Consider the following 14,922-nt stretch of genomic DNA (forward strand, 5'->3'; position numbering starts at 1 on the left):
TCATCTCTCATAAAAATGCGTGTCAGGAACATGCTTTTTCGCAATAAATCCTTGCTTAAATTCTGGAAATACCTTTTGCACCTGTTTAATCTTTTGATGAACCAAGTCCGCATACGGAATATACAAATGATCCACAATCTTCTGTTCTTTCATATAGTAATACCAATTAAGGTTAAAGGTATTCTCGTCAATGATCGTAAAAGCAGAAAAATGATAGAACAAGAGTGGACATTCGTCGAGATACATCTCTCCTTTTACAACTGAAAGCTTGTAGTTTTCAATGTTCCAAATCGCCGCATTGGCTCCTTTAGATGCAACGATATGAACCCCTTCAAAATCATCAACCCATCTTTCCACATACCGCTGATCTCCGTACGTCTTTTTTTCTGTATCCATTTCTACTGTACAATGTGCAAGACAGTTTTCTTTCCATTGCGTGACTGCCTGTTTGGCAACATCTGTGTTACGACAGCCTACAAACCCAGTATTAAAACGGCCAGACAACTCGTAAAAATGATAGAACCGCTTGGAATTCATATGATCCGTTAAAAATAAATGAGCGCTTGGATTCTCTGCAAAAATCGCCTCTGGATCATGATAAAAATACAAATCTGTATCCAGATGGGCAAGATAATCCGCATCTGAGGACTCAAGAATGTTGAGCAGAAAAGCAGGTTTTAACGTCCAGCAATACTCATGAAACGTACGATCCTCTTTTGCCTTGCGCAGGGAGTCATCCTCAATGTCTTCAAGCTGTTCATATTGAACATTCGGGTGAGGGAACTCCTTTAACACCTTGTAAGCCAAAGGGTCTGCACATAAAACCGACAGCTTGAATGCATGGGCGTTTTTCTCAAGCGAATGAATCAGCGCCAAAAGCTTAAAGACATGGGTATTCGACACAATGGTTGTAAAGTGATAAGACGCCATTTACAACACATCCACTTGGAACAAATCAACGCGCAACAGCTCTTTCGTCAGCCCTTGAATGGCTTCTACAAGTACCGTGCAGCCATATTCCTGCCTTGCAAGCTGCGCAGCTTCTGCCAGCTTTTTCAAAGGAACATGCTTGGCTGTCAGCATATCTTTTTTATCCCGCTTGATGCCTACATTCCGTTCTGTGATCAAATGAAGCAGCTCTAAAAAATAGGATAACAGGTCATCAAATGCTGGATTCTCACGCAGCTGCCGAACTTCTTTCACAATATCATTTGTCACAGTGTGAGAAAACGGACCAGAGAAAGCCAAGTGGACATCAATGGAATCAATATTGTTATACTTCTCACACATATACAAAATGTTGTATTTGATGTCATCAAATGACGTTAAATTACTTGGATGCTCTTGATGCACACTCATGATATCCTCTCGCAATTCAAAGGAGAGACCAAGCTGATTCAATCGAATCCCTAAATCATAATCCTCAAATCCGTACCGAACGATATTTTCATCAAACATCCCTAATGCCATGACATGCTTACGTTTAACAGAGGAGTTATTTGTAATAAAAAATCGCCATGGCAGCTCATAAGAACCTAAATCATAGTGGTACGTTTCCAAAATGTCTTTCAGAATATCAATAAACTCAGACTGCAAATCGAAGCTTTTCTCTAAAAATGCACCATTTTCGACTTCTTCCAATGATAAAAGAGGTGTTTTGTCCTCCATTTTCCGTTTATACAGTCCTTGCTTTTTCAACCGCTTCATATGATCCTTATCAAAGGCTTTGTAAAAATAGCGATAAATCCGCTTCCAGCACACACCGCAAATGACAAGATCCTCCCTGTCAGCATGAGCCTCTGCATGCTTTTGAATAAATCTCGGTTCTGCCAGCATATCACTGTCATGAAAAATGAGCAGATCTCCCTCCGCCTCGCGAATGGCATGATTACGCCCCTTTGCAATCCCTTGATTGACAGGAATACGCACCTTTTTAAATGGGAAGTTCACCTCAATATTCTCGAGCATTTCCATCGTGCCATCCGTTGAGCCATTATCGGCAACAATGACCTCAAATGGAATATCTGTTTCCTGAAGCGTTAAGGAAAAAAGGCTTCCTTCTAAACGCTCTTTGGCATTATAGCTTGGAATAATGACGCTTACCTTTGGCTTTTCGTTCATGCGTCATCCTCCTCCCGTTTGGCATAGCCGTTAAACAGCGGGTCGACCTGCTCCACAGATTCAATCACATGGCGAAGCACTTGCCGATAGGCTTCTTGGAAAAACGGCAGGTCATTTCGTCCTTTTTCATGAATTTGCTGCATCTCATCCTTGCTCACAATCCGAAAGCCGCTGTAATGATAGCAAATGAGCGGGTGCCCATCCTCCAGAAGAATACGTCCATTCTCCTCCCGATAAGAATGCTGCCCATAGTTCCAATGACCAATATTCACGCCTTTTGTCTCAATATCTTCTACTTTGTCAAACAGCCTCGGCATATGATCTAGATATCCTTGATCACCAAACTTGCCTTCTCCCGGTGCATTTTTACATTCTTTTAAGCATTCTTCTTTCCACCAGCTGAGGCATTCTCGTCCGGCTTCATCTCCTTTAAAATGCAGAAAGCCTGAGTTATAGCGTCCTAAAAGCTTCTGAAGCATCTTCACTTCCTCTGCATCAAAGCTTGGAATGACAATATCCCCTCTCGAAATTAAAACAGAAGCATTCGGCTGATGTTGAAAAATCACCTGAGGGCTCTCATAAAAGAACAAATCCGCATCAAGATAGGTCACGCTCTCTGCCTGCTCCTGTTCAAATAACCACTCAATCCAAATCGGCTTTAAGGTCCAGCAATATTCCGATGCATCCCGTTCCTCTTTTTTCTCCAGCAGCTCTGGTGTTTCGAGCTCCCGTACATGAATAAGATCCACATGCGGAAAATTCATTTGATGAAGCAAATCAAATGCAGCATCATCCATGCATAACGTCTTGATGACAGCATCATCTTCTACTTGCTTCAACGATAAGAAAAACGCAATGGCTTGATAAAGTCTTCCACTTGAAAGAACCGTACAATATATGCTGTTCATCTTTTTACACCTCTATTTTTGAAAGAATTCGCGGTACCATTCAATCGTCTTCTCTAAGCCTTCATCAATGGAGTAATCAGGCTTCCAATCAAGCAGCTTTCTCGCTTTCTCTGCTGACAAATATTGATGTTTAATTTCATGTGTTCCTTGGTTGAGAATACGAGGCTTCAGTTCACTTCCCATTGCCTTTAAAATCTTATCCACAAGCTCAAGCACTGTCAGCTGAATCTCGTTACTAAAGTTAAAGGCTTCTCCCGCCAGCCCTTTTTCCTCCATCTTCTCAGCTAGCAGCAAATAAGCCTTCACTGCATCTTCAATGTAGAAATAATCACGAATAAATGTCCCGTCACTTCTAATTTCCGGCGCCTTTCCTTCTAACACAAGCTGAATGGTTTGCGGAATGATTCTGTTGAAATTCAAATCTCCGCCTCCATATAAATTACCGCAGCGTGTAATACAAACCGGAAGACCATATGTGTTGTAATACGTATGAGAAATGAGATCTGCACAGCTCTTCGAGACATCATACGGATGTTTCCCGTTTAACGGCATGTCTTCATCGTATGGCAGCTGCTCTTGATCACCGTAGGCTTTGTCACTTGATGCCACGATCACTCGTTTGATCAGCGGCTGTCTTCTGCAAGCCTCCAGCACATTCCATGTCCCTAAAATATTCGCTTCAAATGTAGAAACAGGATGTCTATTTGCGACCCCAACAATGGCTTGGGCAGCCAAATGGAAGACGGTGTCAATTTCATATTCTCCTAACGCACGTTCAATCGTCTGCATATCCTCTAATGCGCCTTGCACCACATTCATTTTTTCAAACTGACTGCCTTGATATAAATTCGATCGAGGCACCTGATCACGCACAAGTCCAGTCACGTTTGCCCCTTGATCAATCAATTCCTTAACGAGATAGCTCCCTAACAGCCCTGTACATCCAGTTACAAATACGTTCTTTCCATTCCAAAATCCGCTCATGCTGTCACCAAACCTTCCATGGTTGTTTTCCATCTGTCCACATGTCGTTGATTTCCTTCAGGTTTTTATACGTATCAATTGCTGTCCAAAATCCGTGATGCTCATAAACGGCAAGCTCTCCATCATCCGCCAAGTTTTGAAGAGGCTCCGCTTCAAACACGCATTGATCATCATCTGTCAAATAATCAAATACCTTTGGAGACAACACAAAAAATCCTCCATTGATCATCCCGATACTGTCTGTCTTCTCAGAGAAGGATTGTGCCATCCCGTTATACACCTTCAGTGTCCCGTACTGGGACTTCTTTTCAATGCCTGTGACAGTCGCAGCTGCTCCAAGATCCTGATGACGTTTCAGCAAATGAAACATATTGATATTGGCCAGTCCATCACCATACGTCATCATAAAGGTCTCATCACCAATGTAATCCTGTGCCTGCTTTAAACGTCCGCCTGTCATCGTATCTTCACCTGTATCTAAAAAGGTGATTTTCCAGTTCTCCTTTTTCCCTAAAAGCTTCATTTCTCCTGTCGCCATATCGAGCTGCATGCTGTGATGCTGCCAGTCGTAGTTCAGAAAGTACTCTTTGATCTTCTCTCCTTTATATCCAAGCAATAGGATAAATTCGTCTACACCGTAATACTGATAGATTTTCATAATATGCCATAGAATAGGCCGATCTCCGATCATAGCAAGTGGTTTAGGAAGCGCTTGTGTGACCTCACTCATTCTCGTTCCCTTTCCTCCGCAGAGAATGACTGCTTTCATCTTCTCCCCTCATCTCTCTATGAAGATTTTTTGATTAAAAACCCTATCTTTATGCGGAAAGTCAGTACATGTACCCCCATACTTTGTCCGACATCAGGTTTTGAATCTACTCTATTCATATGTCGAAATGAGAGAGTGTGCCACCTAGCATTTAACTATTTTTACAAATAAAAAAAGAGCGAGATTCATATTCTCGCTCTTCCAAAGTTTAAATTGTATATTTTCAGGGTAGATGGTATGATAAACATGTGCATAACCAGCACAAACAGCCTCTTTCTACAAAGAGACTACTAGATTGAATGAATTCAAGTGGCAGCTTGTTTCATTCTCAATATGAATCACGGAGGTGAATTCCCTTGGCACAAAACGTTCTTTGTGAAGTGAACTCTTGCCGTTTTTGGGCTGAAAACAGCTGTACCGCTTCTACCATTAAAATTGGTAAAAACACGATGACTGAAGTGACTCGCAATACTGAAACTGATTGCGAAACATTTGAAACAAAATAATCTATTTTTCTCTGAGATGAAGGAACTGGCAGGTTCCTTCTTTTCTTTTATCATTCTATCAAGAATGATAATTATTATCAAGTGTTTTTCAATAAACATTTCTCGGGAAATAATGACACGATATTTCTCCATTCGTTGACGATTTTCACTCCTTTTTCTATACTCAACATATCCGAAGAAGAAAAAGTGGTGACCAATCAATGGATTTTACGATACGTTTTCTATCATTCTTTGTCGTGGAAGTCGAAGGCAAAGATGAACAAGCAAATAAACGATTTAAACATTATCAAACACTAGATCAAGAAGAATTTGAACAAAGTGAGCTGAAGGACTTTTTAGACGGTGAACTGAAAAAAATCGTCAAACGAAAAGTGGACAGACACCCTAAATCTGAACAAGTACCGACCAAAATTGGCCGATTTATTGTAGAACCCGGTCATGAGCTCGATTCAAACCCAAACTACAACCTATTTCATCAAACGAGATTTGCAGATACAAAAGAATTGTTTAATGAATGCAGTGAACAGTTTGTTCGCACATATTTAGATACAAGTGCTGTCAGAGGCGGCGTTTTTTTAGTTGCTTCTGCTGTTCCTAAAAAGTATTTCGATGATTCCTTTGTCTTTATTATGAAATGCGATTTCGAACAAAAAGTGGCTTCTATCGCTGATACATCTACCTTGATTAGAAAAGTCGAAATGGCTATTACGACAAAAAACATGAAATCGATTCAATACCCGTTTATGCCAGAAGAGGGAATGACTGAGGAAGCTGAAGTGAAAATTCACCAATCTTCACACGCTCGTTATTTTGAGGACTTTTTGAAATTCGTCGAATACGGTGAATCCATGCCTGAAATTATGAAATCACAGGTTATGAATATGGTACAGGAACAGGTTTTTGAAACATTACAGGATGAAAGTGAAGAATTAAAGCAGTTTGAAGAGGATCTTGAAATATGGGAAGCGAGTGAAAAGCGAGAAATTAGAGAAACACTCGATACAGAGCAGGTCACACAAGCGGCCTCCCATATTGTTGAACAAACCCCTGATATCACAATGAAAATGCGTCTAGGCGAAACGGAAATCAAAGGTCTTCTAGCAGACTTTGGCCACTCGATCCATATTGCAAAGCTCAACAATCGATATGTCGTGCTCGTTGAAGCAGATCAAATCGTCTTCGAAAAAGGAAGCACACCTGTTGAGTTTCATAAACCAAATGGGTTAAAAGAGGTGGTCAGCCAGCTGACGCAAAAAGCCTATGATTCAGATCTAGAATAAAAACACACGACTGCCTCTTGCATTCAGCGCATGAGGCAGTTTTTTTGTATAACGCTTGATTTATTACGCTGGATCAGAAGAAACATGCAGCTCCCTGCCTCTTGCCCACATGCTGACAAGCAATAAGCTTATGATGAGCATCAGCCAAAAGACGCTGCTTGACCCAAAAAACTGAATCATCGTATATCCGCACAAGGGTCCTAGAGCCGCTCCCATATCTTGAACAAAGGAATAGCTTGCGAGGAAGCGGTTTTTATCTGTTTGAGCAGACGCTTTTTGAAAAGCAAGCGTATCCGTTAATGTCGTTAAGATTGTTGAGAGCAGCTGGATCAAAAGCAGCATCACAAGAAACCAGCCGCTTACCTTCAGCATGACCGCCAGAAAACTGAGACCTCCAAATGAAAGAAACATCCAGCAAAGCGTTCGTTCCTTCATTACAAGCCCATCAAACCATCTGCCCGTTTTCGGTGCGACAAATGGTTCCCACCCCCATCTGAGCGCTTGAATGATTCCACTTAAAGCCGAAGCTCCGATAACAAAGCCGAACAGAGCAAATTCACCATGACCGATCCTTGCTTCAATGACATGACTGAGGGTTGATGCGAATAACCCTTGGATCACAAGTGCGATCAGCATACCTGTCATTAATACTTTTACAACATCTCGTGCAAGCCACCTCTGTTTGATGACTTGATACACCTGCCCCTCTTCTCCCTTTTCAATCTCATCCAAAGAGACATAAAAAATGATTCCTAGTAATGAGAGTAAACCAAAAACAAGCGTCATGAACTGGAAGCCGATCAGGCTGGCGAATATTCCGCCACATAACATGCCGAATAAACTGCCAAGCCGGTAAAGGCCATTATAAATGCCCGTATAATGCCCTTGAGAGCTTTCCTCCATCTCAGCAATTAATCTCATTCCACTCATACGCAATAACGTCCATGCCAGCCCCCAAGCGCAGCGGCAGATCAGCAGGAGCCAAAAACCGCTCACACCATATAGCACTGTGGTCACTGATGCAATCAAAATAGCGATCAATACACCGGTCTTCATTGGGACAAACCGATAGAGCCACCAAACGACAGGTGTTAGCGGGATGCGGATGAATCGGTTAATGGACAGCAGCAGCCCGACCTCCCAAATAGATGATAAACCAACCTCTTTCCAATAGATCGGAAGAACAATATAAAGCATTGAATCCCCAATCAGTGCAAATGCTGTGATAAGCGATATTGACACCACTTGCTTTTGACGATGATCCATTTTTCCTTCCCCCTTCGCTATCTTTACAATAAGGGATGCCTTATAATAAATCTAATGAATGTTTTTGATTAAACCATCAAAATAATTAATAGGTGGTGCAAAGTTGAATTTACATGCCCTTCGGATTTTTGCAAAGGTCGCAGAGACAAAAAGCGTTACACAAACAGCAGACGTGCTATCTTTGACACAGCCAGCTGTGACGGCTCAGCTTAGAAGCATTGAAAGTGAGATCGGTTTCCGTCTTTTTAAACGAAATGGCAGAGGCATTACACTTACGGAAATGGGAAAAATTCTATACCCTTATGCCCGGCAAGTGTTCGAGGCTGAAAAAGAAGTAGAATATCAGATCACACTTTTACAAAACGGAAAAAAGGGGCGGCTCCGCATCGCTTCTACCTATGTACCACTCAACTTTTTACTGCCAGATTGGCTTGCTGCTTTTAAAACATCTTCACCACAGACAGAAATTGAATTAAAAAGCGGAAACTCCGCTCAAGTTTTAGAGAGCCTGCTTCAATATGAATCAGATGTGGCCATCGCTGTGATCGAGGATCTGCACCATGAGGAGATCCTCACTTCTCATTTAACGAATTTAAGCTATGATTTTATTGTGCCGGCTGACCATCCGTTGAACGGAAAAACGGTCCCGCTGGAGCGCCTGAGTCAGGAGCCTTTTTTGATGCGGGAAGAAGGCAGTTCCACAAGAGATAAGCTCTTTTCTCTTTTTACCTCGAAAGGAATCAAAAAACCGACCGTTGATTTACAATTCAGCGGTGTTCATGAAGCGATTCAAATGATCAAAGCTGGATATGGCATCACACTTGTTCCCCGTGATGCGGTTCATGGCAGTCTCAAGCGGCAAGAAATTGGGCGCGTGTACATTGAAGGCATTGAGATCGTCAGACCGGTTGTTGTGTGCAAACGGGCGAATGATCTTGAAGAAAATAGAACCGTGGATGCCTTCCTGCAAATGAAAGGTATCGGTCCATTTACTACGCCTGCTGCCAATTAAAAAAGTGCCTGCTTCTGAAACAGGCACTTTTTTTCTCTATTCAGCTGGCTGCACGATGTCAAACGGTACAGCTTTTGAGGCTTTCACCAATTGTTCTGGGTTGATGAGGATTTCATTTCCCCATTCGCCTGCCCCAACACCTAATATTTCCTCTTCTAATAACGAAGCCTCAATAATGGTGCGGAATCCTTCTGGCTGCCAGCAAAACGGCGGAATCGAACCAATTCGATAGCCCGTCACTTCAAGAACCTTCTCCGGTGAAGCCATTTTAATATTACGGGAGCCGGCTGCTTTCTTGAGTTTCCCTGACTTAATATGCTGGTCAGCGCCAACCATCACAAGCAGCTGCTCTCCTTCTCCTGTTTCAAAAATCAATGTTTTAATCATTTGTCTTTCACGAAAACCAAGAGCTGCTGCTACATTTGCTGCTCCCTTTTCTGTTTCGGCAGAAAATGTTTTGACCTCATATGGGATGCCATGTTTGTCCAAAAAGTCATGTGCCGGTAATTTTTTCAATCGATTGAACCCCTTTCCTTACAATGTCCTTCATTTAGCTTATCACAATCTTCTCATCCTTAAGATGTATTTTTCAATGAAAAGCCTCTGGACACACCATCACCATGCTATACTGAACTTGTTTTTGAAAAGGAGCCGGTTTGATATGGGAAACAAGTTTTGGTGTTATACAAGCAGTAAAAGCCTTCTCATGCTGAGTGATATTTTATTTGTGATGACGATCACGTTTGTCATTTATCAAGATACACAATCTGTTGCCTATGCGGCTGTCTTTCCGCTGATTAGAACAATATGCCAGCTATTGGCTGGGCTCTTCTCTCCTGTTTTAACCGATTACTTTCAAGCTGGCCGGCTATTGAAATGGGTCCCGCTTTTACGTCTTGGGATGCTCATCGTGTTTACAGCCCAATTTCATTTCTTTCAGCAGCATATGGTCTGGTTGTTTAGTGCGCTTATTTTGATTTCCCTCACAGGCGGGTTCATCAGTCCTTTAATGCAGGCCATCATGCCGATGCTTGTACCAGCAAATCAGCTTGTGAAAGCAAACAGTACAGCCTCCATTTTTCATCAAATGGTTCAAATCGCCGGTTATTCGTTCACTGGAATGCTCGTCCTATGGATCGGGCCATTTTATTTAATGTGGATCACCTGTGTCATGATTGTGTTGTCTTATCTATTATTCATCCCTGTCTTTCCTCTTCTCAAGCAAGAAGAGACGGTTCGAAAAACAAATAAGATGAACAGCTTCAAAGATGGTTGGACGATCATTTGGAGAAATAAAACGGTGCGCACCCTGACCTTTATGGATGTTTGTGAAAATATTGCGGGTGCTGTGTGGATCGGGGCGATTACGCTTGCCTTTGTCAGCCATGATTTAAAGCAAGGTGAGGAATGGTGGGGATTTATCAATGCCGCTTATTATACAGGTGCCATCATAGGCGGGCTCTTAGCTGCATGGATGAGTCAGTTTATTCAAAAACAGCTTCTCCTCTATATGGCAGCTGGTTCATTCATTTATGCAGTGCTGACCATTGTCTATTCACTGAACAGCCTTCCGTGGCTTGCTTTGGTGCTTTGTATTTTGATGGGGCCTGCCTACCAAATCCGAGATGTTTCGCAGCAAACCATTCTTCAAACGGAAACGCCAGTAGATGATTTATCAAAGGTGTATTCGGCTCACTACGTCCTTTCTTCAGTATCGGTCGGTTTATCTATTTTCTTTGTTGGATTGATTGCAGATGTATACGGGGCGAGGTCTGTGTATTTGCTGGGCGGTCTATTTGTGCTCGTTTGTTCCGGCATTGCCATCCTTGCTTTTATGAAGCAGAAAAAAGAGAGCAGCTGATGTATGCAGCGGCTCTTTTACTTTTCTTTTAACATCGCAAACATGTCACGGGCCATGGCTTCTAAAATATACACAACTGGCGTCTGTGTGGTGATATTCGCTCTGTGGACCCGCTCATCTGTGACGTAGTAGGCAATATTTAAATCTGAAATGCGCGAAATCGTGCAGTGCTGGTTATTCGTAATACTAATGATCTTGCTGCCTTCTCTTTTTAACTTCGAAATATGATCAATCGTAATACTGTTCTCCCCTGATACAGACAGCACAATGGTGACACTATTGTCTAAATACTGCATATTCATCGGGAAAAACGGATCGTTGATGTAAAATGAAAATTTCTCAAGACTGGAAAAGTACCTCGCCCCATACTGCGCCAAAATGCCAGAACTTCCAGTTCCGATAAACAGCACATTTTTTGCCTCAGCAATGAGCTTCGCTGCCTCCTTAATTTTCCCCTCAAAGTCTCCCTTCAATGTTCGTTCAATAAATTCATATAGAAAGTGCTGTGTGCTTTTTAAAGAAGGTGTCTGCTCTGATTCTAAATACATTTTGAGCTTCACTTTAAACTCTGAAAAGCCTTCACAATTTACTTTTCGGCAAAAGCGAAGGACAGACGAGGTGGAAATATGTGCAGCATCTGCAAGATCTCGAATTCTCATGTACACGACCTTTTCACTGTTTTCCATGATATATCGGTATAAAGCGCTTTCTAGTTCATTAAAGCTGGAAATGACCTCACTTGAAAACATCTGACTTCCCCTTTCTCCAACTACATGTCACAATGTGTTTCTTTTATGTAACAAATCTCTAAATAGGGCACCCTTGCCTAAAGACGCTGAAGTCATTTACGCACATGATGCTCTCACGATAAGCTATAGATGTACAAACAAGAAAAAAGACTTTTCTCTATTATAACATTGCGCGTTACATTATTCGGAGGTGCAGAACATGGCAAAAGGATTAAAGGTTGTCACAATTGGCGGAGGATCAAGCTATACACCAGAGCTTGTAGAAGGATTTATTAAACGATACGATGAATTTCCGATTAGCGAGCTGTGGCTCGTTGATATTGAAGCGGGAAAAGAAAAGCTTGAGATCGTCGGAAATCTTGCAAAACGCATGGTCAAAAAAGCAGGGCTTCCAATCGAGGTTCATTTAACATTAGATCGCAGGAAAGCACTTGTAGATGCTGATTTTGTCACAACACAATTCCGTGTCGGACTTCTTGAAGCACGTATGAAGGATGAACGCATTCCTTTAAAATATGATGTCATAGGTCAAGAAACAAATGGTCCAGGAGGTCTATTCAAAGGACTTCGCACCATTCCTGTCATTCTTGATATTGTCAAAGATATTGAAGAGCTTTGCCCGAATGCATGGCTTGTGAATTTCACAAATCCAGCTGGTATGGTCACTGAAGCCGTTCTTCGTTATTCAAACCATCGTAAAGTCGTTGGTTTATGTAACGTGCCGATCGGCATTCGCATGGGAATCGCCAAAGGGCTTGGTGTCGACGCAAGCAGAGTCGAAGTCAGCTTTGCTGGATTAAACCATATGGTCTTTGGGCTCAATGTATTCTTAGATGGCAAAAGCATCATGGATCAAGTCATTGAAGACATGGCTGATCCAAACTCCAGCATGTCGATGAACAACATTCAAGCGATTCCGTGGGATGCTGATTTCTTAAAAGGGCTTGGCGTCATTCCTTGTCCTTATCACCGTTACTACTACAAAACAAGTGATATGCTGGCTGAGGAAAAGAAAGCAGCAGCAAATGAAGGAACTCGTGCTGAAGTCGTTCGCGCATTAGAAAATGATTTGTTCGAGCTTTACAAAGACCCTGATCTCGACATCAAGCCGCCACAGCTTGAAAAACGAGGCGGTGCCTACTACAGTGATGCGGCTTGTAACTTGATTGCATCCATTTATAACGACAAGCATGACATTCAGCCTGTAAACACCATTAATAATGGGGCTATTAGTGACATTCCAAATGATTCTGCGGTTGAACTCAACTGCGTGATCACAAAAGACGGTCCTAAACCAATCGCTGTTGGTGAAATGCCGGTCGCTGTCAAAGGACTTATTTCTCAAATTAAATCCTTTGAACGTGTAGCTGCTGAAGCTGCCGTGACAGGCGATTACAACACAGCACTTGTCGCAATGACCATCAACCCGCTTGTTCCATCAGATGCCATTGCAAAAAGCATCCTCGATGAAATGCTCGAAGCACACAAAGAATATTTGCCACAGTTCTTCAATAAAGTAGAAGCATAAAAAGAAGCCGCACTTGTCGAAAGTGCGGTTTTTTTATTTGGCTGCAAACAGCCGGTCCATCTTAGGACGATCATAGTCTAATAGCCAGTGCTGTAAGCCTTCATAGACTGGGCGTAGACGCTCAGCATCTGCCGCAATGAGATCACAGCCTCGATCATCATATAAGTGAAAAATCATTTTTTTTGAGAGATTCATTAGGTAAATTTCATACCCTAGTTTTCCCTTCAAGATTTGATTCGGCGTATAGAAGTCCTCCTGGCACATCGCATGGAGAAGCGGACGCAATCGAATGTCTTGCAGCTGGCATTTGAGTGTAAATCTCTCTAATGTCAGTGAATCTTCTATTTCTGGACGTACATAAGTCAAAAGCTCGTGGCGCAATCTGTTCCTTACTTGCCGATGCACATATTTTTGATAGACAAGGAGCTTACGCTTCGTTAATTCATGTTCATGATCTGTATACACATCCGTCACAAGCAGCATCTCGTCTTCTGGATCAAAAGCATATTTCACAATCTCTAAAGCACGATCTCCCGCTTTTTCTAATACAATCGATTCTTTTCCTAATGACCAATCTGCCACTTCAAACCGAAGCCCAATAGGCCATTCATAAAAAAGAGGCGGCGTGAGGATAAGATGAGGAAAATGATTTTTTAAAAATCTATTTGTTTGATCACTCATTTGCTTTCCTTTCACTCGTTTTATTTTTCATTTTACCGTTGAAACATATAGGGAAACAAATTGGAAATAAACTGTCATTTCTTATATGATAGAAAGAGATGGAGGTGTGGTCAATTGAAAACATCAAAATGGTTTTTACAAGTGTTCCTTACAGCACTGATCACCATGTGGATACAGGCTGGACTTGATCAGGCGAACGTCATTCAGATCACCAATGTATGAGTCGATGTCAGCAGCTGGATCCTGATCTTCTTTGTCATCTACGCACTTTTTGAATGGACAGCTCACGTCTTAGCAAAACGGAAAACCGTTCATCGCTGAACATCTCTTTTCATAGAGATGTTTTATCTTGAAACTCTTCTTGCACAAGTTCATGAATGACACCCATTCCTGCCTGGCTTCCAGCTGCTGCTGCGAGAACTAACTGAGCAGGACCGCCTAGATTATCACCACATGCAAAGACACCACTGACGGTTGTACGTCCAAGGATATCTGTTTCAATACCCGCATTCTTCGTCATTTGACAGCCAAGCTTTTCGGCAAATGGGGCTGACTGCTTGAATTCACTTGCGACAAAACCGCCTTCCCTTTTCACTGTCTCCCCATTTGCAAGCTGGAGAGAGCGCAGCTGCCCATTGTCATGATCAATCGACACAATTGGCACATCAATGATTTGAATAGAATGTGCGGTCAGAAGTACCTTGTCCTCTTCAGCCAACACGTGCCCATTCGTAAACACGATCAAATCCTTTGTCCAATTGGAAAGAAGCTTAGCCATATGCAAGGCTCGCTGATTCTCTGCAATGAGGGCAAGTGCTTTGTCCTTTAATTCCCATCCATCACAGAAAGGACAGCTAAACAACGTTTTTCCGTACACATCATGAATTCCTTCGATCTCTGGGAGAATATCCTGAAGTCCTGTTGCTAAAATGATTTTTTTCGCTTCGAATGTATCCCCCTCGTGTGTCAGTAACGTAAAGCTTTCCTCTTTCTTTTGTATATCAACAATTCGACTTCGTTTGATTTTGATATTAGGGTATTTTTGAAGATCTGCCTCTCCCGCTCGTCTGATCTCAATCGGTGTCATTCCATCGTTTGTAATAAATCCATGTGATTCCTGCGTCACTCGATTTCTTGGCAGCTCATCATCAAATACAATGACTTGCTTTCTGCCTCTCCCTACAACAAGTGCTGCACTTAATCCGGCTGGCCCGCCTCCGATAATGGCACAATCTAATAACATATCAATCTCTCCTT

The 14,922-nt window shown here is 42.2% G+C and carries 15 protein-coding genes; 5 read left to right on the plus strand and 10 right to left on the minus strand.

Features of this window, described 5'->3' with window-relative positions:
- Genes M1D84_RS15340 through rfbF form a run of 5 tightly spaced genes read right to left on the minus strand, consistent with a single transcriptional unit; the run spans nucleotide 1 to nucleotide 4,782 of the window.
- A complete protein-coding gene (locus tag M1D84_RS15340) occupies nucleotides 1-930 on the minus strand; it encodes a putative nucleotide-diphospho-sugar transferase (RefSeq protein ID WP_283859940.1) in 930 nt (309 codons plus the stop codon).
- Complete coding sequence (locus tag M1D84_RS15345) at nucleotides 931-2,121, minus strand: glycosyltransferase family 2 protein (RefSeq protein ID WP_283859939.1); 1,191 nt, start codon at nucleotides 2,119-2,121, stop codon at nucleotides 931-933.
- Nucleotides 2,118-3,029: a putative nucleotide-diphospho-sugar transferase gene (locus M1D84_RS15350; RefSeq protein WP_283859938.1), complete on the minus strand. Its 912-nt coding sequence runs from the start codon at nucleotides 3,027-3,029 to the stop codon at nucleotides 2,118-2,120. The genes M1D84_RS15345 and M1D84_RS15350 overlap by 4 nt, the downstream gene beginning before the upstream one ends.
- 12 nt (nucleotides 3,030-3,041) lie before the next feature.
- Complete coding sequence (locus M1D84_RS15355) at nucleotides 3,042-4,013, minus strand: GDP-mannose 4,6-dehydratase (RefSeq protein WP_025092661.1); 972 nt, start codon at nucleotides 4,011-4,013, stop codon at nucleotides 3,042-3,044.
- Between the two features lie 4 nt (nucleotides 4,014-4,017).
- Nucleotides 4,018-4,782, minus strand: a complete 765-nt coding sequence (gene rfbF / locus M1D84_RS15360) for a glucose-1-phosphate cytidylyltransferase (protein ID WP_024424573.1) — start codon at nucleotides 4,780-4,782, stop codon at nucleotides 4,018-4,020.
- Between the two features lie 356 nt (nucleotides 4,783-5,138).
- On the opposite strand from rfbF, the gene M1D84_RS15365 reads away from it, so the two are divergent.
- Nucleotides 5,139-5,288, plus strand: a complete 150-nt coding sequence (locus M1D84_RS15365; RefSeq protein WP_072367870.1) for a DUF1540 domain-containing protein — start codon at nucleotides 5,139-5,141, stop codon at nucleotides 5,286-5,288.
- A 200-nt stretch (nucleotides 5,289-5,488) separates the two neighbouring features.
- Nucleotides 5,489-6,568: a DUF3900 domain-containing protein gene (locus M1D84_RS15370; protein WP_044335001.1), complete on the plus strand. Its 1,080-nt coding sequence runs from the start codon at nucleotides 5,489-5,491 to the stop codon at nucleotides 6,566-6,568.
- A gap of 63 nt (nucleotides 6,569-6,631) precedes the next feature.
- Here the strand turns inward: M1D84_RS15370 and M1D84_RS15375 are convergent, their stop codons facing one another.
- Entirely contained in the window at nucleotides 6,632-7,834 is a 1,203-nt protein-coding gene (locus M1D84_RS15375; protein ID WP_185854169.1) for an MFS transporter, read from the minus strand.
- A 103-nt stretch (nucleotides 7,835-7,937) separates the two neighbouring features.
- Between M1D84_RS15375 and M1D84_RS15380 the strand changes: the two genes are divergently transcribed.
- Entirely contained in the window at nucleotides 7,938-8,846 is a 909-nt protein-coding gene (locus M1D84_RS15380) for a LysR family transcriptional regulator (RefSeq protein ID WP_024424569.1), read from the plus strand.
- A gap of 36 nt (nucleotides 8,847-8,882) precedes the next feature.
- Here M1D84_RS15380 and M1D84_RS15385 read toward each other — a convergent pair whose 3' ends face one another.
- Complete coding sequence (locus M1D84_RS15385; protein ID WP_133744844.1) at nucleotides 8,883-9,362, minus strand: aminoacyl-tRNA deacylase; 480 nt, start codon at nucleotides 9,360-9,362, stop codon at nucleotides 8,883-8,885.
- A gap of 145 nt (nucleotides 9,363-9,507) precedes the next feature.
- On the opposite strand from M1D84_RS15385, the gene M1D84_RS15390 reads away from it, so the two are divergent.
- Nucleotides 9,508-10,707 (plus strand): MFS transporter, encoded by a 1,200-nt coding sequence (locus M1D84_RS15390; RefSeq protein WP_149125899.1) that lies wholly within the window; start codon nucleotides 9,508-9,510, stop codon nucleotides 10,705-10,707.
- Between the two features lie 17 nt (nucleotides 10,708-10,724).
- Here M1D84_RS15390 and M1D84_RS15395 read toward each other — a convergent pair whose 3' ends face one another.
- The gene (locus M1D84_RS15395) at nucleotides 10,725-11,456 is read right to left on the minus strand and encodes a MurR/RpiR family transcriptional regulator (protein WP_024424566.1); all 732 of its coding nucleotides are present in this window, start codon (nucleotides 11,454-11,456) and stop codon (nucleotides 10,725-10,727) included.
- 199 nt (nucleotides 11,457-11,655) lie between these two features.
- Here M1D84_RS15395 and M1D84_RS15400 point away from each other — a divergent pair, with 199 nt between their 5' ends.
- Nucleotides 11,656-12,984, plus strand: a complete 1,329-nt coding sequence (locus M1D84_RS15400; protein ID WP_024424565.1) for a 6-phospho-beta-glucosidase — start codon at nucleotides 11,656-11,658, stop codon at nucleotides 12,982-12,984.
- Between the two features lie 33 nt (nucleotides 12,985-13,017).
- Here the strand turns inward: M1D84_RS15400 and M1D84_RS15405 are convergent, their stop codons facing one another.
- Both M1D84_RS15405 and M1D84_RS15410 read right to left on the minus strand, forming a co-directional pair.
- Nucleotides 13,018-13,665 (minus strand): DUF3885 domain-containing protein, encoded by a 648-nt coding sequence (locus M1D84_RS15405; protein ID WP_283859937.1) that lies wholly within the window; start codon nucleotides 13,663-13,665, stop codon nucleotides 13,018-13,020.
- Between the two features lie 331 nt (nucleotides 13,666-13,996).
- Nucleotides 13,997-14,908 (minus strand): NAD(P)/FAD-dependent oxidoreductase, encoded by a 912-nt coding sequence (locus M1D84_RS15410; protein WP_133744841.1) that lies wholly within the window; start codon nucleotides 14,906-14,908, stop codon nucleotides 13,997-13,999.
- Nucleotides 14,909-14,922: the final 14 nt, after the last annotated feature.

The sequence above is a fragment of the Bacillus sp. PK5-006 genome, from assembly GCF_054161415.1.